Source organism: Halobaculum litoreum, assembly GCF_030127125.1.
GTDB lineage: Archaea > Halobacteriota > Halobacteria > Halobacteriales > Haloferacaceae > Halobaculum > Halobaculum litoreum.
In genome coordinates, this window is sequence record NZ_CP126157.1 from 84,915 (window position 1) to 110,889 (window position 25,975).

A 25,975-nucleotide genomic window follows, 5' to 3' on the forward strand; every position below is an offset into this window, starting at 1 on the left:
AGTAGTAGGTTCCGGAAATGTAAACAGAAAATTCTCCACCTCGTCGCTTGCAAGCGAAAGTTCACATCGCAACTCGTGTGAGAGGACGCCAAATATTAGAGACCCCTGAACTGTTGGCTGTATATACTAACACATAGGAAAAACCAGAAATGGGTATGAATTGCTCACTTCTCAAACTATTTCAAGCGGATAGTAATATACAACCCTAACTCCTATGAATGAATTACATTTTGATATTTTTCACAAGCAGAACCTCGCTTACGCTTTCGGCGCTGACTCCACCTTCGACCATAATCTCCGGATGATCATACTCTGAGACAATCTCATCAAGCGACGAAAACTCGTCAAGGGCGACAAACGACTCTGCGTAGCCTTCGAGGGCTTCTTCATATGACTCGACAAGAGAATATCTATCAGCGACATCTGTGTGCGAGAAATGGATTATCTCTCCAAAGAGTCGGTACTCTCCTACAGCGACACTACCAGTGACCTCTTGCCCATCAACGACTCCGAGTCCCATCGGGGCAGACAACGCGTCGTAGTCATCTGTACCATAGAACGTCGTGTGTTCGATAGCCTGCGTAGGATGGAAGAAACTGCACTCGGTTCGATCTAGAGGAATTGAAATTCCACGGTCCTCGGCGAACTCGATCAGGCTTTCTACTAATGGCTCGCGGTATGTTTCAACTGACGGAACGACACCATCGGTCAGAATGGCCGGCAGTTTCGCGGCGGCGGTTGAATGGTACAGGGTCAGCTGGGAGCTATCCATAACATCTGCGTCGATGATCGCGAGCCTGTACTACAGCACTGACCGTAACTCCTGGAGCGCGTCCATCGCCCTTGGATCGTCAATCGGGTCCTCCATTTCGAGTTTCGCAAACGGACGCTTGATTTGTGCTGGGCCTGTGATGTCGAGTTCCTCGATCTGCAGATAGATCACACCGACACGAAGCGCCTCTCTCGCTGCTGGATGCTTCTTCGTCTCAAAGACTTCTGTGAGTTCCTCACCGACTTCAGTTGAAACTCGGGTTCCGAACGAGACTGTTTCACCGGCGAAGTTGACTCCCGCGAACGGACGGCTCACCATTCCGAGTGGCCCCTCGAACTTCGGTTCTTGTCCGCTCTTTCTCATGCCGAGTCCGACGTAGATTAGCTTCTGTGCCGTGGTACTCATCTCGGAAGGTCCGTCTGTTCCTTCAAGTCGGCGTGCTAGCTCCGCGACCTGCTCCCTGAGCTCTTCCGGGACTCGAAGGTTGATAGGATCCATTGGAGTGTTGATTCGCGTGTTATCGATAACGTATCGTTATGGCTTGAACCTATGGGTTCCGGATGGGAGGCGCACATAACAATACGTTATTGTTTCTAACGAGTCGTTATATCGTCGGCGAAGGTCAATGACAGACAACAACCTCACGCGACGGACTCTTGTTCGGAGTGTCGGCAGTGCGGGGCTAGCTGGGACGCTGTGGCAGCAGAGAGAGCCAGCAGCGCAGGTCAACCTCGACGAACTCGTGATCGGAGATGATCTCGCACCACCCGAGTTCACTCGGTTGCCTACTCCAACTGATGCACCGCTCCTGAAGAAGCTACAGACCGAACTCCCGGCGTTTGTAAACGCTCCAATCGCACAGTCCGCGTACGCTCTGGGAGAGGACTTGGAAGAACCTCACTGGATGGTTGGTACCATTGCTATCGATATCCAGCAGGAGTACAGTCGGAGCACGGTTGACTCCGCGGCGGCAGAATCGTACGACGATTTCATCAGCCAATATGAGTCCGAGACTCCATCGCAGATCGTGTTCGACCAACATCAGGAATTCGTCGCAGCGAATTCGGAGTGGTCTGCTGTAATGAAGAAACGATCGGCGTTCGAACAGACCACGGTCCCGATCTTTGAGGACGTGTTGCTGCTTCAGTACTTTGAGGAGGTTCTCCTCGGAACTGTTGCATTTGCTCCGATCGGATTTGGGTCGACTGCTACTGATATCGCTAGAGGCTACGCGAACTGGCAACGAGCGACACTACTAGGTCACTCTACTGAGCGGCCAGCGGTTATGGGTGGATTCACCGAGGGTGGTAGCGATGAGTGAACAGCAGTCAGCCACCAGGGGACAGAAGGACGGGATCCTCTCTGATGAAGAACGAGAGGTTCTGAGTGGATCAAAAGGTGACAACTCTACTCGTGAAGCGCTCTGTGAGGTTCTCCGAGAGCGTCTGCGAACGGCGCTTATTGACCTTGAAGCCCTCTACATGTGGCTTCCAGACGATGATTTACAGGCCGTGTTCAACCCCTCAGAGAGGAGAGAAACGTCTGCTGTTCGAGCGGCCTCACAGGAGGCTCTTAGTCTGCTTTTCATTGGGATGGATATGAATGGAGACGTAATCGAGGAGCGGATCACCGAGTCTCTAGCTTACGCTGGAATCAGCCAAGGTGAGCAGATCAGAGCACATCTTGAGTTAGTTCGCGAACCAGTCGCGGATGTTGATCATCAACTCCACCGTCTGGAAGACCCGGACCTCCCCGGTCCGTCACTACTCGAATTGGAATCCTTGTTGTACGACGATCAGGTATCCCCAGATAGACTCGCTGAGGTCATGGACAACTCTGGCTGGGGTATCTCAGAATCAGACATTCGCGAAAGTCGAGTAGCGACCGCGTTTGAACGCATCCCTCAGTCAATCGTGACCGACGTGACCGTTCAAAGCCCAAAAGAGAACGATTAATAAAACCAAACAGAGAACCGCTGGAAACCTGTTCTAACACATCTGGTAGGGGTGCATCTACCGAACTATTCAATGGTCGGGAAAGACTACATCCAACTAGGACTTTGCCGACTCTCCGGGCGCATCGGCGCAGACAAATCAAGAACTACACCTTTTGAGGGGTGGGTTCGACTCGTTACTCCGTTTCAAGCTTGCTGACGACGGCCGTCTCAACAATAGCGCGCTTAGTGTCGAACGGGTACTCGTCGGACGTCGCAACCGTCACGACCAACGAGGATAGCCGACCCAGCGGGACGGTCAGAGGCTCTCCACCACCGAGGACATTCACGAGTGCTTCTTGAGCGGCCTCGTTGACGTCCGCGAATCCTGCAGCGACAGCAGCGTCATTAAGCACGGGGGCGAAGTCGTCGGCAACTGCCACAGAAACCGGCGGTGCCGATTCGGTCGGCGCTGCGCCAGCGATGACCGACGCGAGGAACGCTTCGACGGCGTCGGCGACGAACGCGGCTGGCGTCGTGCTCGACTCGTCGTCTGTGAGGTTGCTACGGACGAGGGCGGCCGTCAACCCGTCGATAGTGACGTCCTCATCGGCTTCGATGGGACTACTCGCGGGCTCATCTTCCTCATGACCCACGGACGTGTCGGGGCCCGGTCCGTTGACGGCGTCGCTCTCTTCTGTATCTGTGTAGCCCACGTCCTCACTCGACGCCGCGGGTTCGCCGTCCGTCTGTTGGTCGGGGCCGTCGACGTCTACCGTAGTTTTGTCGGCCTCGGCTTCGATGTCCTCCTCGTTGTCCGAACCGTCGAACAGCGCGCTCCGGGCGCGGTCGGTGACGAGATTTGTCGGGTCGGGGAGTTCCTCGTTGAACGCCGCGGGCTTCTCAGCGTTGAACTCGGGGGTCGCTGTCGTTTCGAACAGGCGGTGCTTGTCGTGGTCGATTGTGGATTCAGCGTCACTCATGGGCTGGGTGTCGGCGTCAGTGATCGTGCTCGCGTCGGTGCATTCGTCCGTGGCGTTGGTGGCGGTGTCGTCGCAGTCGGCGGCTTCGACCCGCGCTCTGATGGCCGTAGCGTCGATGCCCTCGGTAGCCAGGTTAGGCAACGTCGCAGGGTTGATGTCGGGCAGCGGGAGGCTGTCGAACACATCGGTGACGGCTCCGAGGCGGAGTCCGCCCGCGGTGTCGCGTTCCCGGACAGAGGGCATCCAGTCGGGACGGACCCAGGTGCCGGATTCGTAGAGAGTGTAGGAATCCCCGTCGCCAGTGGCACGCACGCACGACGGGAGGTCGTTGAACCGACTCGTTCGGCCGCGCTGGTGTGTGATCACCGTCTGTGCCGGCTCGAGTGACTCGACGACCGTACGGAGATCGTCCTCCGTCGGGTGGTTCGAGAACGCGTACCCGGTGGTCGTACAGCCGCCGCGTGTCACCGGGTCTCCGCCACTCGAGACAAGTTGGACGACCGTCGCCGCCGTGTCCTGTTCGAGCGCCCGGAACAGTCGGCCGCTGCTGTCCTCGTTCGGTACGCCCGGTCCGGCGATCGTCACGGTCCCGGGAGTCAGACAGCTGTGCGGGTCGTCGAACACGGGGACGCATTCGACATCTTCGTGCTCGAATCCGAGCGTCTCGTACAGCTTCGCCGCTTGGCCGACGAGGCGGACGGGTACGTCGGTCCCGAGTTCACTGTTCACGGCGGCGATCAGGCGAGCGACGTGCACGCCGGTGAGCGCGCCACAGGTCACGAGACAGCGACCGCCCACGAGCGCGCCTTCGACGGTGTCCGCGAGGGCGTCGGTGAGCGTCCCGCCGGCGTTGGGGTCGGTCGCCGCGGTGAGGAACAGACACTCGACGTCGACGGCCAACCCCGTGTCGAAGCCGGGGTAACCCGCGCAGTCGGTGAGCGTGAAGTCGCCGGTGACGACGACGTCGTGTGCCTCCTCAGCGTCGGTGAACCGGAACAAGAACCCCGCTGCACCCGGTGCGTGCCCGGCCGGTAGCGGGTGGAGTTGAACACCCGAACACACGTCCGTCCAGTCGTCGATCGCGACGACCGCCTCCTCGACCGCACCGGATCGCTGAATGCCGCGCTCTGTCGCTGCGACGGTTAGCACGTCGTCGATCATCGCCGCCGTGTCCGGCGAAGCGAACAGCGGAACGTCGCCGTCGAGCGCGCCCGACAACGCACGGTAGTGATCGAAGTGCGCGTGGGTCAGACAGACGCCCACCAGCCTGTCCTCGGGCCGGAGCAACTCCGAGGGGTCGACGTTCCGCCCTGCATCCACGAGCAGGCACGCGTCGCCGTCGCGACCAGGGTAGCCGAATCGCAGGAGGACCGACTCGTTACCCGCACCGGGATTGGCGTGCTGGTAGCCGAAGGAGACGGGGAAATCCCCAGACTCGACGGTCTCGTTCGAACTCGACGAGTCGGTGCTCACCGGGGCACCTCCTGGTCTGCTCGCCCGTGTTCCAGTAACTCTGACACTAGCTCGATTTCCTGATCGAGATCCGGGTCGTCGACGACCGTCCGCACGGCCTGGAGGTACTCGCGGAGTCGCTTGAACCGCTGGACGTCGGCGTCGGACAAGCGAAGCCGGATTGAGCCCCGCTCGTGGTGGTTGTGCCGCGGTCGTGCGGGTTCGAGCCAGTCGTCGATCTGACCGCTCTCGTCACCGTTGTCGCCTCCCTCGCGAACGCGCTCGGTCCACTCGCGGAGTTCCGCGGCGTACCGACGGAGCGCGACCGCCTTACACACCGCGTCGTCGTCGTGGCCCGCCACTCGCGGCCTAACCGTGGCTGTGGTCTCGTCGGGTGTGCCGTCCCGCTCGACCCACGACGCCGTGAGCGTGATCTCGCCAGCATCTGCGGCGGCGTCCAGATCGGGGTCGGTCGCTTCGAGCTCGACGAGGATCACGCCGCCGCGTGACTCGCCGTCCTCTGTCGGTGAGGGGAACAGCGTCGTCACTTCCAGCGCAGTTCCGTCATCGGGTCGCGCGGAGGGCGAGCCGTACACTTCGGCCACCTCGTAGCCGTTGGCGTCGACGTCAACCGAGAGATCGAACGCCAGCGGCGTCACGAGACAGTCGAACTCCTCGCCGAGTCGGCGCTCGAACTCGGTCGCGGAGTGGACGAAGCAGTGGTTGGCCCCTCGAACCGCCAACAGTTCCGAGATGAGGTCGGCGTTCGCGTCCAACCCCATCCCAACGAACGTTGTGTACACGCCGTCGGCTGCGGCGTCGGCCACTCCGTTGACGAGGGCAGACGTCGACGCCCTCCCGGTGTTGGGCATCGCATCGGTCATGAACACGACGCGGCGCTCTCGGTCCGACCCGTCGGATCGGCCGTCGTCGAGAGCTTCGAACAGGTTGCGGGCCGCATCGAAGCCCGCACTCATGTCGGTGCCGCCATGTGCGGTGATCGCGCGGATGTGCTGCCGGATCGCCGCCATGTCGGTGTCGCCGACAAGTCGGAGCGGCTTCGCGACGTGTGCGGTGTTGTCGTACAGGACGACGCCCAGTCGGTCGTCATCGTCGAGTTGCGTTGTCAGCGCACACAGCGACTTCGTCGCCGCATCCAGTTTGGAGTCGGCGGTGCTGTTGTCGGTGTCGACGCGACGGCGCGTACCCGAACGGTCGTAGTAGTACTCATCGAACGCACTCGACATCGAACCGGAGACGTCGAGGACGGCGACCAAATCGAGCGCGGGTCGATCGAAGTCCGCAGCCGACAGCGACGAGTCCAGCCCGATCGAGAGATACCGCTCGACCCCACCCGTCAGCGGATTCGACGAGACAGACTGCGTGCAGGTCGGGACGAACAGCCCCTCAGCATCCGTGTCGCCGCGTGCGGGGAATTGGTAGTCGTGAACCAATCCCTCGTACGCGAGCGCGTCCGGTTGGGGGACGTACCCCTCGCGGACGTTCTCCCGGAAGTTCCCCGCGTCCGTCGCGCCGCCGGTCGCGAGCCCCATGCTCTTGTTCGCGGATGCGAGTGGCGCGCTCGCGTCGGCCGAGGCGCTCATGTTGCGTAGCTCACGACCCTCAGCACCATCCCCCCTGTGGTACCGTGGGTCGACCTCGCGACCGCAGTCAGTACAGACGTACGCTGTCGGCTCGGGCGTCGTCTGCCACGGTCGCCAGTCGTCGACGAGGTGGTCGCCGTCCGGGTCGTCGCCCTCATCGGCGGTCGTCACTCGACTCTCGGCGTCGACGACGTACACCGTCCCATCGGTCTCAAACCCGTCAAGGACGGCTCGCACCGGGGGGTAGTCGTCGATCGCGTGCCACTCCCTCAACGGCTCACCGCACGCGGGACACTCACCAACCACCTCGTAGTCGGCGATCTGACACACACGGACGTTGCTGAGCCGATACGACTCGCCGGTCTTGAGGTCGTACCGCACGCATTCGCGCTCCGGATGCAGGAACACGGATTCCGGGCCGTCTGCCGTCTCGAACTGGAGTCGCCAAACCCGATCTCGTTTGCCTGCGGGTCGGTGGGACACGAACTGGCCTGTGATGGTCCGTCGGTCGTCGTCGGCTGCTGAAGGTGGGGCTGTCATAGGGATGAGCTGGGGGTGGGTAGTCGCCGTGCAATTCACAGAATAATATTTTCTATGTTTTTTCCACTTTCCAAGAGTCGGGTGTAGATTATAAATCTGACGGGTGACTCAGATCAGTAGAAACTCGAGCGGCCAGCGGCGGCGGTCTCTCCCTCGGTCGGCATCGGGTACTCGTCGACGGCTGCACGGACGTCAGCGCGGGTGACGACGGGCGCTTCGGAGCCGCTCTCGCTGGCACGACGCATAGCGTGCCAGCGGAGCGCTTGTTCACACACTCCCGCGATCGTGGCCGCGGGAGCGCCGTCGGGGATCACGTCCTCGATCCACGCGGGCGTCACGTCGTCGGCGAGCGGATACGAGTCGACGTGCCGCTCGACGACCGCGCGAGCGGCGTCTCCGTCGGGGACGGGGACGTGGACGTGCCGCCCGAGGCGACCCTCGCGCAGCAGTGCTCCGTCGACGGCTTGGGGGCGGTTCGTCGCGGCGACGACGAACACGCGCTCGGTCCCAGTGAACCCGTCCAACTCTGCGAGCAGGGCGTTCACGAAGCCCACCTCGTGAGAGGCGCTGGCCTCCTCGCGACTCCCGGCGATCGCATCGATCTCGTCGATGAAGACGACGCTCGGAGCGTTCCGACGGGCCGTCTCGAACACCTCGCGGATGGTGCGTTCGGTCTCGCCCACGTACTTGTTCTTCAAGCTTGGCGCGTCGACGGCGACGAACGCGCGGTCGTACTCTGTCGCGAGCGCCTTCGCCAGCATCGTCTTCCCGTTCCCCGGCGTACCGTACAGCAAGACGCCCGGCACGTCGAGGTCACAGGCGTCGTACAAGTCGGCGAACTGCTCGGGAAACTCCAGCGCCGCCCGCAACTCCGCTTTCACTTCGTCGAGACCACCGATGTCGCCGAAGGTCACGTCGGTCGCCTCGACGCGACGAGGGCCGCTGTCGTCGGTCGACGGCCGAGCGTACGGCGTGGGCGGCTTGCTCTCCACGACAGACTCGATGGCTCTCCGCAGCGATTCGCCAGTCACGACTGTCTCGGCTTCGCCGAACGCAGCCTCTTGGACCGCTCGCTTCGCTCCCGCACGCAGGTCGACGACGGCGGTGCCGGCGGCGACGTCGCGAACACGCTCGCTCGCCGTGTCCACATCGACGTCGACGACCGTCTCGGCGGCGAACTCGTCGAGGAACGACGAGAGGAGTGTCGTCGCCCGGTCTCCGTCCGGCGCCGTCACCGCGACGCTCGTCTCGAACGTTGCACCGAGGTCCCCCGAGGCGTTCGACGGGTCCGCCGTCGCGACGACCAACACCCGTTCGCCCGCTGTCTCGATGTCGGTGAGACGGTCACGAAGACGCGGAAGCATGGCCGACGCTCGGTGGTCGAACATGTCGTCGAGCACGAGGACGCACGGCGCCGTGTCGACCGCCGCTCGGGCCGCTCGCTCTACTGCCTCGTTGAGGTCGGCGTCGACCGCCTCCAGCCCGTCGGTGCCGTCGACCCACCCGACGGAGAACCCTCGGTCCGCCAACTCCCCCGCGACAGCATCCGCGATTCGCGTCTTTCCGTTGCCCCCCGGTCCGTGTACGAGCACGCCGTGGGTGGCAACCGGGACACCTTCGGCCAGCGCTGTAACCACCGTCTCGAGGCGATCACGTTCGTCGGCGAGACCGGCGAGGTCCCCCAACGTGTGGCTCGGGTCATGTGTGAAGGCGATCGGTTCGTCGACGGTGTCGTGGGTGGACTGGGCGGGTTCGTGGCTCGGGGGCATGCGTGGCGAAGGCTCTCGGGTGGTGGTCGACCGGCTCGATCCGACGTCGCAGTCGCTACAACGAGGGTACAGTATATAAATAGTCGGATAAACCACATCGAGAATACTTTCCAACCCCAGATACTATCAGATGTCTGACCACCGGTCCCGGATCAGCGGAGGGGACCAGCAGGAGCGGTCACGGGAGGAGCGACGGGTCAGGCTTGGTGACGCGGCCGCTGCTCTCGAGATCGGAGTAGATGGACTGATACACGTCGGTACAGTCGTTTCGTGGAGCCTCACGACGGTGGCCCCGCAGCGTGTTCCAGTCGCCGACCAGCGCACAGTGCCGCTTCGCTCGGGTCATCGCCACGTTCAGTCGACGCGGCCCGTCGTCCGCGCGGCCGAGGAAGCCGACGTCGCCCGCGTCGTTGCTCCGCACGAACGAGATGACGATCGCCTCGCGCTCGCTCCCTTGGAACGCGTCGATCGTGTCGACGACGACGTCGTCGCCGTCGTTCACCTCGCCCAGTCGGTCGCGAACAAGATCCACCTGCGCCGTGTACGGCGTGATCACACCAATCTGGGTCGGGGCGAGGCCGTCGTCAAGGAGTCGCTCGACGAGGATCGCGACGAAGCGCGCCTCCGTTGGATTGCGCAGCGAGTGATTCACGCGCTCCTCGCGACCGCCGAACGAGTGGGCGACGATGGTGTTGTGGTTCGAGAGTTCGGGGACTGCCCGCCCGTTGCGCAGCGACTTCCCGTAGAACAGTCGGTTGGGGAGGTACGCGACGTCGCGGTGCATTCGGTACTGCGTTCGCAGTTGGACACCGACACCCTCGTAGACGCCCCCGTCAGCGTACATGTGCTCGAACAGCGACGAGCCGTACCGGGAGGAAGCTGGCCCCTCGGCGGCGGTGTACGGCGGGAGTTGCTGGTGGTCACCCGCGAGGACTACCTTCTCTGCCCGTGACAGCGGAACGCACGCCGATGCACACGTCGCCTGTGTCGCCTCGTCGAGGACGAGGACGTCGAAGTCGCGGGCGAGTCGTCCGGCGCTGCTGTTCGTCGTCGCGACGACGTCGGCGCTCCCGCTGTTGCCGTCGCCGTAGTGTGCTCGAACCACTCGGTTGTTCGACCGCCGAGCGTTGGCTCTGTGGATCGTGAACTCGTCGGTACCGTGTTGCCCGTACGCGTGGAGCGAGCCCTCGTCGGTGCCGTCTGCGGTGCTCGACCCCACGAGGAGGTTGTCGACGGCCTGGTTCGAGTCCGCACACACGAGGACGTCTCGGCCCGCCTGGACGGACCGCCGGACGAACTCCACGAGCGTCCGCGTCTTGCCGGTTCCGGGTGGGCCGTGGATACAGAACAGTCGGTCGGCCAACAGCGCGTGGTCGACGGCGATGTGCTGGTCCTGATTGAGCTCGTCGTCGAGTGGCTCGCTGGCGGCCTTGGCGTCGTCCTCGAAGGTAAGCGGCTCCGCTCCCGCCAACGCAGCTGCCATCGGCGTGTCCGCGAGCGCATCCAGCGCTTCGGTCTGACGTTCGAACGGGACTGGGTTGAGCAGCGGCGACAGCCCGTACCCGTCACGTGGTCTGTTCAGGATCGCTCCCACCGACGACCGTGACTCGACGGCGTCCCATGCGACTCGGAGTCGAAGGTCCCGGCCACGCGTCGATGCGACCGTCGCGCGGACCGGGAACGCCTCGTGGGAGACACCGTCTGGCGCGTGGATCAACACCTCGTTGCCCTCGTGGATGTCGAACTCGTCGCGAACGAACCCGTAGCGGTCTGCCGACTCGTCGTCGATATGCAGCCCGACGTCTGGGGCCTCACGGACACGGAACACGTGTTCGCCGTCCTCGACGTCGACACAGTCGAGTGTCGGGATAGCCGACCCGTTCCGCTGGTACTGGGTGGTCGGACCCTGCTCTGCCCGCTCTCGGTTCGCCTCGCGTGCGGCATCGCGCTCCTCGGTGACGTATTCGCGGAGGCCCTCCACGAGGTCTTCGGTGTCTGAGAGCGGGTTTCGGGCCGGTTCGACCGCCGCGACCGGCGAGACGTGGTACGACGGAAGTTCGTCGGGGACGTGGTCCGGGTGCCAGAAGCGGAGGCGTGCGGCCGTCTCGGAGGCAGCAAGTCCATCGGGGGCGACCCACTCGACGTCGCCGTCGGCGCCGCGGCCGCCGAACATCGGGCCACGGAGGTCGTGTTCGCGGTAGCGGACAGCCTCGCCGGTCAACTCGGCGTCATCGAGACCGTGGAGCGGCAAGACGACGCCGTGGCCGTCGGCGTCGAGGACGTCGTGATGCTCGGCGTAGCCACCGACCACGTCCAGCGGGACCGGCTCGTCGAGGACGCCGGCGCCGCCGATCGACTGGACGGGACGAAGCGTGACCTCCTCGAAATCGACGGCGCCGATGGCGTTCTCCAGCAGGAGGGACATCTATCGTGACGGGGGATCCACGTATCGGGTAGTAAACGTTCGCTCCAGGTCGGGATCTTCGACGGGACGCTCTCGACTCACGCTCCGTCGCTGGCCTTGCTCAGCTCCGTCGTGATCCCGTCGAGTTCGACGATCACGTCGTCGCGAAGACCGTCCAACAGCCCCTTCACGTCGTCCGCGGTCGACTGCATCTCGGTGCACTTGCGCTTGGCGTTGGAGATGCGGTCGAGTTCGTCACGCACCGCCTCGACACGCGACTGCACCTCCTCAGGATCGAGGTCGTCGCCGGCGTCCACGTGTCCCTGGATCGCACGCGTCCGCGCCCAACTGAGCGCGATCCGCAGGAACGACTCGTCAACCTCGTCGTCGCGGTCGGCGGACAGCGAGACACAGACGTAGTCGTCGTACGGCTGGAAGTAGCCGACGGTGTCGGGAACGAACGACTCGCACTCGCTGACGAACACACCGAAGTCCGCGTCGCGGTTCTCGATCGCGTCGGCCATCTCTTCATCGATCTTCGGCCGGGTGTACCCTTCCACGCTCTTCGCCTCGATAGCGATGCGCTGGCCCGTCTCGCCGATCGTGTACACGAAGTCACCGACGTCGCGACCGGGAAGTTCTCCTTCGGTCTCGGCCGTCCGTTCCACATCGTCGCTCGTGTTGTACGTCGCGTCCGCGAGCATCTCCTGGACGGTGTCCTCGAAGTCGTAGCCAGAGCGGTGACTCAGCTCACGCTCTTCCTCGGCACCGGCCTGTCGCTCCAGTTTCTCACTGAGATCGCGGATCTCCTCGCGGAACGTCTGCCGGATCCGGTTCAGCGGCGACCCGTCGTTGTCGGGGTCGAGCGCCTGTTGGATCACTTCGCCTTCCTCGCCGAACTGCTCATCGAGACGGTCAGCGAACGCACCGCCCTCACCGAACGCATCGTCCAGTCGGCCTTCGAACTCGCCGTCATCGCCGAACGCGTCCTCAAACTCGCGTTCGACTTCCGCAACCTCGTCCGCGAACGCCTCGCGCAGGGTGTCGAACTCGCGACGGACGTACTCGACCTCTCGGGTGGTGTCGGCGAGTTCGAGCGTCGACGCACCGACGCGGAGCGCCCGCTCGACCGCCGCTTCAGGTTCGCCGGGCGCGTCCGACAGGAACGACACGAGTTCCTCGTCGTGGACTGTGAGCGAGTCGATGTGAACCTCGTTGGACTCCGAGTCGACGGTGACGTTCTGGGCCGTGGCCATATACGCACCAACTGTGTGACAGCACTTAGTCGTTTTGCAAAACCGCATTGGATTGTTTTCTTTTCCTCACGTGCTATCGTATTCCACATCGAAATGCGTTATCGTGATTTTAAGTGGAAGGCCGCTGAGTACGAGTGTAATGACCGACGCTGCCTCCCGATTCGAGTCGTTCGACGCGCTCCGGGAGCGGATACACGATATCAACTACTGGTGGTCGAGTTCGGAGGCAACCTACCGTCCGAATCGACCCGGGAGTATCGATATCGAGCAGGACTGGGCGTTCTACAAGTCCGACTTCTTCGGCACTCTAGACAAGCTCACGTGGGCAGACGGCTGGCGAGACGGCGAAGACACGAGATTGTTCGCCATCACTGGTCCCGAGAACACGGGGAAAACAACGCTGTTGTCACAGTCGATCAAGCTGTTCGTCGACGAGGAATTCCGGAAACTCCTCTGGACGTTGCCCGACGCTGATCTCCAGAATCTACCTTCCACAGACGTCTCTCAACTCCAGGCCGCGTGGGCGATCGACAAGTACCACCACGCTACCAAACCGGGTGACAACGAGTACACGAACCTCGTTCAACAGTTGCCCGAGCTCGGTCCTGACCGAGTATTGTATCTCCCGTTAGACGCGGACCCAGCCTTCCAATTGCGGCCCGAGCGGCAGATCAAGGACGTCGTCGACTACTTTAGCGATGAAATTCTCGATGGAGACCCAGATGAGACTCGCCATTACGTCTTTATCGACGACATCCACACGCTTGCCAGCGACCCAGATGAGTCTGGGTGGGGTGAGTTGATTTCTGAATTACTCGAGGAAACGCCAGCACGGAAAATCGTCGTTACCGGTATCGCTGAGGAAACTGTCGAACGGGAACTCTACGACCCGGAGCGGGATCAAATGCGTCTCCCGCCCCAACAGTACGATATTGAGACGGTTATTCCGCCGAAGTTCCGAGACTACCTCCAGCGAAGGTTCCCGATTTTCGAAGGTGCCGATCCTGACCGGCGTGTCGATATCGATTACAGTGCTCAGCTACGCGGTGACTCGATCGAAGACGTTCACGACCCCGATACCTATCGACTGAGCGGGTCTGACCTAAGACGGAGCTTCCAAGGTGCGATTACCGAAGACGACCCGGAGCAGGTAGTGGCGGCACTCACTCGCTACGAGGAGCAACTTTCGGAGATCGACGATTGGGTCGGAACGGGTGAGACAAACTCTCCGCGCGAATGGATTACCACCGCGCTCGAGGAGTATTTGCTACTCGGTGGGTATCTCTCATTACGAATTGAAGACGATATATTCGACCGCCCCGATCGTGAGATCCGCGCGTATCTCCGCAACACGGCTCAGTCCTCCGATTCCTCCGGTTTCTCCAGCGTCGCTACCGATGTCCTCGACGAGACACTCGGCACGATCCACGAACAAGCGCCGGCGTTCGATTCGATCCGACCACATCGGACACGGGACCTTGGTCGCCTCTACTCATGGGCAGCCCACACAATGGAGACAGAACCGTTCGAATACGACGAACTACTCGGTGACAGTGGGACGGACGATTGGATCCTCGACGTCGACCGGCGCACACTCCGGAACAAGTACTTCGATACGCTCGAACAGATGGTCCTCCTCACGTTCAGCGACGGATACGGCAACAAGAAACCGCGCGAGCTGCGTGTTGCCCTTCGAGACGTCGGCCTCGCGAATGCACTCTGTTGGCGGGACTTAGCTGATATCACTACGGCTGACGCTGAACTTCGTTCTCGACTCGAGTACATGGTCGCGTTCGACCATATCATGCGGCTCAGCTACAATTTCAACCACCGACATGACCCAAACGCTGGGGTCGTCAACTATTGGAAACGCGACGATCAGTTCGTCGAGTTCATCCCGAAAGTCGCGGGCGCCCCCATCCCGATAGGCCTGGATACGACTGGAGAAGAACTCGATAAAAAGGTCGCGGCCGTCGGCGAATTCCTCGATCGACAGAGCAGCTCTCCCGACGCGGAACTCCACGATTTCGTTCGGTACGAACCAACGGTTGGAGAACCACCGACGGGGCCAGCTGGCAGCGCAGACGAGCTATTAAATTGGTTTGACGAATCTGTCGAGGTTGCACTTCGAGAAGCCGGCGTCGATCGGTTAGAGGACCTGTGGAGTCAGTCCGCCGAAGAAATCTCTAACGCGGATGGGATCGATTCTCAGACTGCTACCGAAATCGTCGACGCCGTCGAGCTATACGATATGTTGGGCGACGTTCGCGGTATCGGCTCCTCCAAACGAGAGGCACTCTGGAATCCACCGACAGACGGAGACGAGCCAAACCTGACGCCAACAGCCGTTTTAGAAGAACCCGAGACTCATTGGACGGTCGAAACACTTGCTGCCGCAGATCCCGATCATCTCGCTCAAATTCCTGGTTTCACAGAGACGACTGCAGCCCGTGTCGTCGAGGCAGCAGAGACGTACCTTCGTCGGGAGGAGGAGGAAAGTGAGTACGAACGGCGTCTGGACACCGTGTTGAACGGGGACGGTGAGTACTGGGACGGAATCCCCCCGTTGGAGGCTTCTGACGACCACGGCTACATGGGTCGGTACGAACGGTACGAGTGGGGTAGCTCCGACGGTGACGGGAGTTCCCGGGGATCGAAGCCGGTTCACCATCGAATCCACGACGGCGAGGCCCCGTTCGGCCTCGTCCTGGCGATGCGGGACGAAATCGAACAGTTCGAGAGTCCGGAGTGTGGGAAGCCGATCGTGTCGGCGCCGCTGTGGCTGTTCCTCTCGGTGACCTGAGCGCGGTTTGATTGCGTAACCGCGATTTCGGAGGGATCGACATTCGGTCACGGTACACGGACTGGTGAAAGTTCCGATACTTTCGGCAGTTCCTCAACTGCCGTATCAGTCGATTCGGTCGTAGGTGCTGTTGAGCAACCGTCTGTACCGTTTTCCGTTGCGCTCGATGATACCGTTTCCCAGATCAGTCGTCTCGTGTTCTCCGACGGGCGCGCTCACATCGGAGAGCGTCAGCCCGGTTTCGGATGGCGTGTAGGTAAAGGGGGCATAGCTCTTCGACTTCGACTCAGCGAGGTTTCGCACCGATTCGGAGACGTCGCTCCGCACATCGGCTTCGTACTGTTCTCCTTGCATCAGCGTGTCGAGCGCGGCTGTCCGAGCCCGGGTCGCCGCGATATAGGACTGCAGTTCCGTCGGAGACATCTCTGCGACCGCTTCACGGTGGGACTGGATATCTTCGAATGCTGCGTTTACGGGTGACCAAGGGTCCGGCTCGGGGAACGCTTCAGCCGATTCGATAAGTTCGTACGCCAGATCCATAGCGGGTGAGCTATCCATATCAGTCAACGCCAACTGACTCGTGTCGACGGATGGGGTAGTATCGAGATCTGCTAGCGGGATATCCGTAGCCCCCGGTTGGTTCAAAATCCCCTCCAGCGACACATCAGCGCCTGTTTCGATCTCCGAGAGTTCTACGCTGTCGTCGGCGTCGGTTACCGCAGCGAGCGTCTCGGCGATCGATTCGAGCAGTTCATCTAGCATCGTGGCTCTGCCTCTACTGACGCATGCTGGAATCATAGACGTAGCCTCAACATAGAGCCATGTTTCGGCAGTCAGTTCGGTGCTCGACATGCGCCGGCGCGGCGAGAGACGTGGTCGTGTCGCAGTGACTCACTTTTCTTCCGTGCCGGCGGTGAATCCGTTGGCCCAGATATCCCGCCAGGGATGCGTCTCAAACGGACAGTCGTCGATCGATTTCCCAGCATACGCCGCAGCGAGACCTTTCTCGTACACCGCCTGTTCCATCGCGTCACCGCCCTCATCGAGGAGATCCCCACCGTGCCGGTCCCTACCGGACTCTCTGAAATCCTGAATCGCTTCCGTCTCTTCGAGGTACCCCCGCATCCAGAGAGGCCGCTCCCTCGAGCCGTCATCCTCCGGGGCGCTGCTCTTCGGTCGGCCATTGTACGCAGCCATGGCTCCCTCTCGGAACCACTCACGCTGTTGTGGATCGGAGAGCTCCGGGGGTGGAGAAACGTGTGGTACGTCGACTCCGATGCGGCGAGCTTCCCGTTCGTAGCCGTCTTTCCAATAATTCAACTTCTCCGTGCGCTGATAGGGTGACTCGGATACGTGCGTCCCCTCGCTCGCTGCCCCGACTCCCTCCATATAGATCTCTCTCGCTTCCGGATCGGTTAGTGAATACGGGAGCTCCGGAGTGTCCGGATCCCGGAAGGGATTCGCATATTCGAACGATGTCGCACTCGTTACGATCACCCGATCCGTACCGGCGTCGGGGGTGCACTCACCGATTACAATTGCTACTCTCCGGTTCTCTACTGGCAAGAAGAACTCGTTACCCGGACGGACGAGAGAGCGGTCTAACGCGGATTCGAGTTTTGCTTTCTCGTCTTCGAAGATATCAGCGAGAATGGTCACCCGCTCCGCAGCGGGAAGGTCCGAGGTCTCTTCCTCCCATCCTCGCTCCCAGCTCTTCTCGGTTTCCGGTCGATACCCTCGGAAGGTTACGCTCGCAAACGACTCACCCTCACGGGCTGCCTGAACGCCCGCCCGGTAGGCGAGGACGTGCTCGACTGGAGAGTCCGAATCGAGCGCAAACTCGAGAAATTCATCCGGGAGGTGAACCTCCGCCTCTGGAATTCGTGCGATGTTGTCGTTGATTCTCTCGAGTACTGCTGCACGAGCCTCGCTGTCCTGGCGAGCTTCAAGCAGCTTTCGCAGGTTGAGTTGGAGTTCTCGACAGACCTTGTCGGCATCCGCACCATCGAACCCGTTGAACCGATACTCGGTGGCGTAAGCGGTCGTGATGCACAGCTCCTTTTTCAGTTGCTCTTTTGCCTGTAACACGGCCGTAGGGATTCGAGTAAAAATCGTCGCTCTACCGAGCGCGTTGACGGCAGCACGCTTCGATTGGACTTTCGGCGATTCCACCGACAACAGCCGAATCTGACTCAGTGGAATCTCGTCGGTTCGCTCGCTCTCGGTATCGACGATAACGAACCGACGATCGGTCATCACAAGCAGCTTCTCCCCTCTCGAGCCCGTAACCTGATTGCAGAGTCGACTCCAAACGGGGAGCTCGTTCCCTTCCAGGATAGATTCGATCGTCGGTTGGATGATCCGAACGTGCTTTGTCTTCGTGGCGTCATCCCCGACTCGGAGAAAGTAGAGCCGCCCCGAGTCGACCTCAAACCGCTTCAGTGTCCCCGTGTTCATACGTGGAAAGTCGCCGTCGGGAGTATTACTCGGATACGTGATTTCCAGAGCATCGAGAACCAATCACTGGTGCGGACGGACGCAGTCCCTCTCAACCGATTCTGTCGGTTCGAACGACTATTCTTCTCGAATTCAGAGACCCTCCGTCGCCACCATACGACTTCACTCGGAGACCAAACGAACTATCCGCAGGACGTAGTGAACGCGTCGTGTAGAGTCCGAGAGCGTATCGACCCGCTGTTGTATCGTCACTAGAACTGTCGGGTCCACCTCGAGCGGGTGAACCGAAGGTAGATCGAGATATGTTACTTCAGTCGCGGATGGTGGATCGTGGAAGTGGACCCGATTGTTGTGGGTATTCGGGCAGCGCTCCCTGCGACATCCCCAGGATTCCTCTGTGATATTTCGCTCTTCCGAATGGTCTCAGATGTGCGTGTCTAGCATATCGACGAGTCGATCGATCGCGTCGTCCGTCTCGTCCATCCTCGCGACGTGGCAGTCGAGGTCGGTGAACACCAACTGAACGACCACGTTCCGAGTCGGATCAGCAGCCCGTAGCGCCGCAGCGTAGGCGAGCATCTGTGGCTCGTGGTGCGTCATTCGGGCCTCGACGAGCGCGTCGGCGTCATCGGATCCGGCGCGGTCGGTCTTGTAGTCGAACACGTGGTAGGTGTCGTCGGTGACCGCGAGGTGGTCGATCTCGCCACCGAGGTCGACGCGGTCCACGCCGAGGTCGTCGCCGTCGATCTCCACGTCGAGTCGGTACTCGTCGTAGCGAGCGAGGACGTCCTCGCCCACTCCCGCGAGCACCTCGTCGATCCGTGTGCGAGCCTGGTCGGCAGTACGGGCCGCGGCGTCGAGCACGTCGTCGAGACTCCCTTGATCGACGACGACCGGGTCGTCGTGTCCGGCGAGGACCTCTCTCGCGAAGTCGTGCACGCGGTCGTCCGGTGGCTGGACCTCACACAACCGGTGGAGGAGTTCTCCGTACGCTGTCGCCGGGAGATCGCCCGGCGTGGCCGTCCTCCCGGACTCGTGGTCGGATCTTCGGCTGCGAGCAGTGTCGTCTGTATCGACTGCGACGATCCGGTTACCGTGCCGCTCCAGTCGCATCTCCCTCCGACGAAGCGCCGTACAGTCACTCGGGGAGACTTCCAGTACCGTCGGGCCGGTGGTCGTCACCCCGTCGACGAACTCCGCAACTCCGAGGTCCGCTGTCGAGGCGGGCGTGTCGTACGTCGCATCGGCGGGCGGGAGGCGAACGGTGACGCTGCCGACTGCCTGCTCCCCTCGCAGGTCGTACGGAAGCGACCGCTCGTATTCGCCATCGCGTCGGAGGTGGCCGACCACTGCCGCGGCGTCGTCCCCATCCGAACAGCCGACACCGTCGAACAGCACCGCCTGCACCCAATCGCGCCATGTCGTCGCACTCTCGGGATCTGGTGCTTCGAAACCCGCCGGATAGTCGTCGTCGCCTCCCTTGTGCTGCCCCGAGAGGAGCAGGTGGTCACGCGCCCGTGTCGCCGCGACGTACAGCAGTCGTTTCTGCTCGGCCCGTTCTTCGGCCCGCCGATGCTGCTGCGCGATATCGCGAGCGACTGTCGCCATGTCGTCGTACGGATCCTCTGGGTTGGGACCCTTGATTCCGAACAACGGTACGCGATCACCCTTTCCCTCGACAAGTTCAAACTCGACGGAATCTGCGAGCCGAGCCCCACTCGCGCTCTGGAAGTTCCGTCCGAGCTTGGGGACGACAACGATCTCGTACTCCATGCCCTTCGACTCGTGGATTGTGAGGAGGTTGACGCCGCCACCATCGCCATCGCCGTGATCGAACTCGACGACGTTCGCCTCCGCGTCGCGAGCATCGCTGTCGGCACGACGCTCGATCCGGTCGAGGACCTCCGCGAGGCTGTGGACGCCGTCCTCGCTGAACGCTCGCAGCCGCGAACGGAACTCGTCGACGTTGGCAACGGCCTTGTCGCCGCGCTCGTCCGCACCGACCGTCGCGAGAAAGCCCGTCTCGTCCAGCACACGGGTGAGGAGGGCGCTCCACGTCGCGACACGCTCGTACTCGTCGTGGTCCGCCGCGCCCGCGTACGCTCGGAACCGGTGGAGGTCCTCGGCGACTGCCACCCACTCGTCGTAGTCGGCTGCCTGCAGCGCGGTCCACAGCGACTCGTCGGCGCCACGGGTGGCCGCCAGTTGCGCGAGCTCATCGTCGGTCCGTCCGAACATCGGCGACCGCAGGAGCCCGTAGAGCGCACGGTCGTTCGTCGGGTCGACCAGGACGCGCAAAAGGTTCACCAGCGTCGTGACCTCGGGCGAGTCGAACAGGCCGGCACCCTTGATCACGGTGTAGGGCACGCCCAACTCGCGGAGCTCGCGCTCGTACTCGTCGAGCCCGCCGCGGGAACTCAACAGGATGGCTACGTCGTCGGGCTCGACATCGCGGGTGCGTTCGACGGGGACGCCATCGTCGTCGTGCGCGAGGCGGTCGTACTCCGGATGGTCGTCGTCGACCGCCTCGAACACCCTCGTTCCGTCGCTCAGCAACTGTGCGACACGGGTCGCGACCGCCTTTGCCTCCAAGGCGTTCCCGTCGTCGCGCCGCTCCTCCCGGAGTTGGTGGCCGTCGGGCAGCAGGTCGGCCTGCTGCTCGGCGTCGACGGGGACCGGCATGTACTCGACGCTCGGAGCGATGCGGTCGCCGTCGCCGGTCGTCGACCGCCGCGCGCTCTCGAGCGGCTCGCTCGTCGCCTCGAACGCGGCGACGGTGCCGTCCTCGTCTGTGGAGGCCCACTCGCCGGTCGGCGATTCACTATCGCCATCGCGCCGCGGGAACACCCGGTCGAACAGGCCATTGATCGCGTGCAGCGGCTCGGGGAGCGTCCGGAAGTTCGTCGTCAACGGGGCCTGTTCGACAGCGACGCCCGCGCGGTCGTTCGCCGCCGCGAGCGCCTCGTCGGCCTCGGTGAAGACGGACACGTCCGCCCCGCGAAAGCGGTAGATGCTCTGCTTGTCGTCGCCGACGACGAACAGGTTCGTCGTGTCGACGTCGTCGGGAGCAGGTGACGCCAGCAGCCGGGCGACGCGCCACTGGTCGGCGTTGGTGTCCTGGAACTCGTCGACCATCACGTAGCCGTCGGGGCCGTCCGGCACCCCGTCGGCGAAGAAGCCGAACTCTCGGCGGTCGGCGGCGTCGAGCTGGCCGAGGAAGTGGTTGGCCAACGCGATCAGGTCGCCGAAGTCGACGACGTTGTCGCGGTGTTTCGCCTCGGCGTACCGTTCGAAGGCCGCGGTCGCGACGGTTGCGAACGCCTCGACGTACTCGTAGGAGGCGTGTTCGAGATCGCTGTTGAGTGACTGTCCCGACCAATCCGCTGGGACGGCCTCCGTAATCTGCCAGACCGCAGTATACAGTCGGTCCGTGTCGTTCTCCGGTGCGGCATCCGGGTCATGTGCCGTGGGCAAGAGGCTATCGTGGTCGTACTGTTCGCCGCTCCCCTTTGTCACCGCGTCTGCGAGCCCGTATACGAACTCGACTCGGTCGAGATACGACGCCGACTCGAAGGTGGCGTGGTCCGTGATCCCGACACGTTCAGCTGTCGAGACAATCGGATTGATCGCCCATTTCGTCGGGTTCGCTGATCCTGCGTCTCGGTTCGCCAACACGACCGGGAGCGCGTCAGCGATAGCGTCCCAAACCGACAGGACGTCCTCGGGGGAGACCTCGATAGCCAGACCGAGGATCCGTTCGGCATACGCATCCGCGTCGTCGACCTCGGCCATCCACTCGAGCCACGCGTACGCGTCGGAGCGTGGAGACGTCGTCAGCAGGTCGTAACAGATGTCCTCGACGGTGCCGCGGTCGTAGCGGCGGGCGAGCGTCCCGATCGCGTCGGACTCTTCCTCGCGAAGCGTCGCCGCGGCCGCCTCGCGGGCCAGTTCCTCCGCTTCGTCCTCTTCGACGACATCGAACCCGACATCGAGGTCGACGTACGTCATCCCGTACTTCGAGAGTCGGTGACTGGGGTCGACACGAGGGGTGTCGAGTCCCCCGATGGCCCGTTCCTCCAGCAACCGTCGACACAGGCTGTGGAGCGTCTGGACGTACGCGTCATCGAGTGCGTCACCGACGGCCCGCCACAGCGCGAACGTCTCCTCGTCGTCGGCCACCGAGAGCTTCGCGTTGATCTCCTCGCGGACCGTCCCGGTGAGGTCCGCGGCAGCGCGGTCGGTGAATGTCGTCGTCAGGACGTGCTCGGGGATCGACGCCGCGTGCTCGACAGCCGCTTCACGGGTGTACGACCCATCGTCCAGGCGCTCCCGGACGGTTGCGAGTTCACGCTCGACGATCGCGACGTAGCGGGCGGTGAGCGTGGTCGTCTTCCCCGTCCCCGCACCGGCACTCAGGGAGACGTTCCGATCGAGTGCGTCCTTCGCGGCACGTTGCTCGGGCTTGAGGCGGTCATCGTCGATCATCGCCCGCCCCCCGTGGACGGCCTGACGGCATCCGGCACGTACGCCGTCTCGAGCCCGTGGTCGTCGGCACGGTCGACACGCTGGTGGTGGCGGACGTCACAGACGTCTGCGTACGCACAGTAATCGCACTTCGCATCGTCAGCCTCCAACAGCGTCGGGTGGTACACGCCCTCGGTCATCGCGTTCGTGATCGTCGTGAGTCGGTCATCGAGTGTCTCGTGCAGGAAGTCGTAGAACCGCTCGTCTGTGTCCAAATCTGTCTCTTCCTCTCCATTACCGGAGTCGAGTTCCGCGAAGGGCTCCGCGGCCGGATCTCGGTGGTAGTCGAACAGTGAACTGACGCCGTTTCGCCGGAGTGGTTGGCCGCTACTTCTGTAGTGGGCCGTGTGGAGTCGGCTGGTGAAAGGTGACGCCGACACTCCGGCTTCAGTCGGGAGCTTGAGCGTATAGTACGCCGCACCGATGGGATCGAACCCCGGTCCGAGTGCCTCCTCGAGGAGTCGGAGGTACAGAGGCAACTGGAAACTGGTCCCCTCGCGGATGTCGGTCACGTTCGGGTGCGACCCGGTCTTGTAGTCGATCGCGGTGATCTGCGTCGGGGACGTGTCCGGCACGACGTCGACGCGATCGACCTTCCCGCGGAAGCGGAACGGCGCGTCGGGGACGAGGTCGACTGGCTCCTCGGTCAACAGCGTCACCGGATCGTCGTCACGTCCCGTCGTCGCGACGGGTTCGTCGACGGGGCCGTCCGCTTCGACACCCACGTCGGCCTCGACGTACGCCGGGCGAGCGGTGAAGCGACTCGTCTCGTCGGTGAGACTCCGAAGGGCGCGCACCAACAGGCCCTCGTACCCGGCGGGCCCGTCGTACTCGTTCGTCCCCGCAGGGTCGAGTCCCGCGAACAGGCGCTGCAGCCACCCATCGTGGAACGCCGTGTCGTGTGCTTGGACGTACGGCCGCTCGATCTCCGCGATCCCGGCCTCGTACATCGCGGTGTGATACGACTGGTCCGTCCCTACCGCCACCGGCTCGCCGGGCTCGGACTGTAGCGAACGGATGAACCGCGCGAACACGTTGTGGACGAGCCGTCCGCTCTCGAGTGCGTCGAGTTCCAACGGCGCCGCCTCCGGCTCCTCGAAGTCGAGGACTGTCCGCGCGTAGAACTTGAACCCGCACGTGACGTATCGGTCGACGCGGGACGGACTGAGCGGCGTCGATGCCGCACCGAACTGCGCGATCGTCTCCGGAGAGAGGTCCCCATCGTAGGCTGTCGTGCGCGGGCTTCGGCGGCCTGCCGCACACGCGACTCCAGCACGAAGCCGTTCGGTCGGTTCGCCGGAGGCGTTCGCCAACGCGTCGGCGTCGGCGACGGCATCGAGGAGCTCCACTTCCCCGGCCGTCGTCGTCCCGTCGCGAGCGAGGGGCTGGTCAGCGAGCGCACTCGCGAGGCGACGTTGCACATCCTCGCGCGATCGGGGGGCGATGTCGATGCTACCGACCTGCTCGGTCGGGATGGCGTCCTCGGCGGTGACCCGCTCCAGTTCGGTCAGGACGTCTGCGGGAACCGTCTCGTCCCCGTCAGGGGTGTACAACGGGCGCGAGAGCACAACCGTGTCGGCGTCAGCAAGTTGGGTTCCGATCGCGTGGCGAGCCTGGAGGACGGCGTCGCTCTCCGCGAAATCAGAGTGTGCGTCGTTGACGCTGCGGGCGAACGCCAGCCGTGTCGGGTTACTCGGGGTTCGGTCGTCGGTCAGGCCCAAAACGAACACCGCATCGACGCTGATGTGTGCGGCCGCACTCGGTGTGCACACGCGAACGTCGTCGGTCGTCCCTGCCTCGACATCGATCGTCATCGAGTCGAGCGCCGTCTGGAGCCGCTCGGCGAATGCGACGTCCCCGGGAATCCGTGCGCCCTCGAAGGAGTCGACGATGTCGCGCACCCCCCGAAGCGCAGCGCGCTCGCGGGCGACAACCCACCCACTTTCGCGCGCAGTTGCGAGACGCCAGGTGTCGTCCACGTCGCCGTCGAGCACGCCGAGGTCGGTGAGCAGTTCCACGAGTCGGTCTTCGGCGGTTGCGGCCGTGCAGTCTGTGAAGCGAGCGCACCGACGCCGGAGCCACCCGATGGCATCCACTGTACCCGGTTCGTCGGCATCGAGGTACGCAGTGAGGGTCTCGAGGTCGGTCGCTTCCAGCGCGCTTCCGGCGGTGAGGATCGTCGCCGCGTCGATCGGCTCGTCGGGCCAGTCGGCGTCCACGAGCGGGCTGTCGACGAGTCGGATCAGGTCACGGACGGTGGGATCGTCGTCGCCGAGGCGGAAGGCGTTGACCAACACCTCGCCGAGTTCGGTGTTCGCAAGCCCGACCTCACGAGCGATGTGGGGAGTGAGACCGTACTGAGCCGCTGCCTCGGCGACGTGGTCCGTTCGAGATGCGAGGTCGGGGACGACGACCGCGAGGTCCGAGGGTATCGTTCCGGCCTCGATCCAGTCGGTCACCTGTCGAAACGCGCCGCGGAGTTCGTGATCAGCCGTGGGGAACTGCCGGCGCTCGATACCCGCCCTCTCGACTGTGGCGGCCGACAGCGGCTCTCGGTCGTCGAAGCGGTAGAGTCGTTCCGAGAGCAGTTCCGATGGCGTAGTCGGCGTGGAGCGGTCGAACGCGAACCCGGCGTCATCGTACGCGACCGCCGCACGTTCGACCGCGCTGTCGATCCCGACGAGTCGACCGTCATCCGGGTCACCTGCGAGCGGGAGAATAGCCCGAGCGTGGTCGACCACGTCGGCGATCGCCGCGACGAGGTCACGTTCGAGCGGGGAGAATACGGTGAAGCCACCGAAGACGACCGTGGACGCCGGAGCGAGTTCGGCGGCGAGTGCGTTCGGGTGGTCGAGGACCGTTCGATACCGCTCGCTTCGGATCGACGGTCGCGTTCCAGTAACGTCCGCGTGTGCGTCGCGAGCGGCGGTGAAGGCAGCATAGAGATCCGCGAGTGCGTTTCTAATACGTGGGTCGATAGTGGCGAGGCGGGGGTCGTCGCGAACCGAATCGGCGTCCTCGAGACCAGCGAACTCAAGCAGGGAGAGGAGGTTCTCCGCCTGCGAGTACGTCTGTGCACTCGCAGTGGTCCGAGTCGAGACGAGTGGGTGAGACGAGTCGAGTCCGTCGACAGCCTGCTCGACCAGGCGTAGACGTGTTTCGGCGGTGAGGGCGTTAGTGCGCGTCTGGAACGTCGCGCGTTCGAGCGCGTCGGTGACGAGGTCCTCGAAGCTCCGTATCTGCAGTTGGATCGGGCTGGCTATCTCACGCCACGTCCGGCGGATACGTTCCGGTTGTGCGGATGTCGGTGCGAGATAGACGACCGAACTTGGTACTCGAGATGCTTCCGTCGCAGCAGCTTCGAGCGCGGCGTACTCGGCATCCGAGCGACACACGTCGGCGTGGACCTGCCGCGTCATCTGTCCGTCCGGCCACACGAGCAGTGTGCTTGAATGTGTGTGGTCCGCGTGGACGAGTA

Annotated in this window: 14 protein-coding genes; 3 read left to right on the forward strand and 11 right to left on the reverse strand. The window is 63.0% G+C overall.

Going from position 1 to position 25,975, the window contains the following annotated elements:
* Positions 1-223: 223 nt before the first annotated feature.
* Both P0R35_RS15485 and P0R35_RS15490 read right to left on the reverse strand, forming a co-directional pair.
* Positions 224-772, reverse strand: coding sequence for a hypothetical protein (locus tag P0R35_RS15485; RefSeq protein ID WP_284014857.1), 549 nt, complete (start codon positions 770-772; stop codon positions 224-226).
* Between the two features lie 30 nt (positions 773-802).
* Entirely contained in the window at positions 803-1,270 is a 468-nt protein-coding gene (locus P0R35_RS15490; protein ID WP_284014858.1) for a hypothetical protein, read from the reverse strand.
* 127 nt (positions 1,271-1,397) lie between these two features.
* On the opposite strand from P0R35_RS15490, the gene P0R35_RS15495 reads away from it, so the two are divergent.
* Complete coding sequence (locus P0R35_RS15495; protein ID WP_284014859.1) at positions 1,398-2,093, forward strand: hypothetical protein; 696 nt, start codon at positions 1,398-1,400, stop codon at positions 2,091-2,093.
* Positions 2,086-2,727 carry a DUF8102 family protein gene (locus P0R35_RS15500; RefSeq protein ID WP_284014860.1) on the forward strand — a complete coding sequence of 214 codons (642 nt, stop codon included), beginning with the start codon at positions 2,086-2,088 and terminating at the stop codon, positions 2,725-2,727. The genes P0R35_RS15495 and P0R35_RS15500 overlap by 8 nt, the downstream gene beginning before the upstream one ends.
* Before the next feature lie 175 nt (positions 2,728-2,902).
* On the opposite strand, the gene P0R35_RS15505 is transcribed toward P0R35_RS15500, so the two are convergent.
* From P0R35_RS15505 to P0R35_RS15525, 5 genes are all read right to left on the reverse strand, one after another.
* The gene (locus P0R35_RS15505) at positions 2,903-5,161 is read right to left on the reverse strand and encodes an MBL fold metallo-hydrolase (RefSeq protein ID WP_284014861.1); all 2,259 of its coding nucleotides are present in this window, start codon (positions 5,159-5,161) and stop codon (positions 2,903-2,905) included.
* Positions 5,158-7,125, reverse strand: a complete 1,968-nt coding sequence (locus P0R35_RS15510) for a vWA domain-containing protein (protein WP_284014862.1) — start codon at positions 7,123-7,125, stop codon at positions 5,158-5,160. Before P0R35_RS15510 ends, P0R35_RS15505 begins: the two co-directional genes overlap by 4 nt.
* A 272-nt stretch (positions 7,126-7,397) precedes the next feature.
* Entirely contained in the window at positions 7,398-9,149 is a 1,752-nt protein-coding gene (locus P0R35_RS15515) for an AAA family ATPase (protein WP_284014863.1), read from the reverse strand.
* 82 nt (positions 9,150-9,231) lie between these two features.
* Positions 9,232-11,478, reverse strand: coding sequence for an AAA domain-containing protein (locus P0R35_RS15520; protein ID WP_284014864.1), 2,247 nt, complete (start codon positions 11,476-11,478; stop codon positions 9,232-9,234).
* Positions 11,479-11,555: 77 nt separating this feature from the next.
* Complete coding sequence (locus tag P0R35_RS15525) at positions 11,556-12,713, reverse strand: hypothetical protein (RefSeq protein ID WP_284014865.1); 1,158 nt, start codon at positions 12,711-12,713, stop codon at positions 11,556-11,558.
* A gap of 139 nt (positions 12,714-12,852) precedes the next feature.
* Here P0R35_RS15525 and P0R35_RS15530 point away from each other — a divergent pair, with 139 nt between their 5' ends.
* Positions 12,853-15,516: a helix-hairpin-helix domain-containing protein gene (locus P0R35_RS15530; RefSeq protein ID WP_284014866.1), complete on the forward strand. Its 2,664-nt coding sequence runs from the start codon at positions 12,853-12,855 to the stop codon at positions 15,514-15,516.
* A gap of 105 nt (positions 15,517-15,621) precedes the next feature.
* On the opposite strand, the gene P0R35_RS15535 is transcribed toward P0R35_RS15530, so the two are convergent.
* From P0R35_RS15535 to P0R35_RS15550, 4 genes are all read right to left on the reverse strand, one after another.
* Positions 15,622-16,278: a hypothetical protein gene (locus P0R35_RS15535; protein ID WP_284014867.1), complete on the reverse strand. Its 657-nt coding sequence runs from the start codon at positions 16,276-16,278 to the stop codon at positions 15,622-15,624.
* Between the two features lie 129 nt (positions 16,279-16,407).
* Positions 16,408-17,973: a hypothetical protein gene (locus P0R35_RS15540; RefSeq protein WP_284014868.1), complete on the reverse strand. Its 1,566-nt coding sequence runs from the start codon at positions 17,971-17,973 to the stop codon at positions 16,408-16,410.
* Positions 17,974-18,396: 423 nt separating this feature from the next.
* A complete protein-coding gene (locus P0R35_RS15545) occupies positions 18,397-22,458 on the reverse strand; it encodes a UvrD-helicase domain-containing protein (RefSeq protein WP_284014869.1) in 4,062 nt (1,353 codons plus the stop codon).
* Positions 22,455-25,916, reverse strand: a complete 3,462-nt coding sequence (locus tag P0R35_RS15550; RefSeq protein ID WP_284014870.1) for a PD-(D/E)XK nuclease family protein — start codon at positions 25,914-25,916, stop codon at positions 22,455-22,457. The genes P0R35_RS15545 and P0R35_RS15550 overlap by 4 nt, the downstream gene beginning before the upstream one ends.
* Positions 25,917-25,975: the final 59 nt, after the last annotated feature.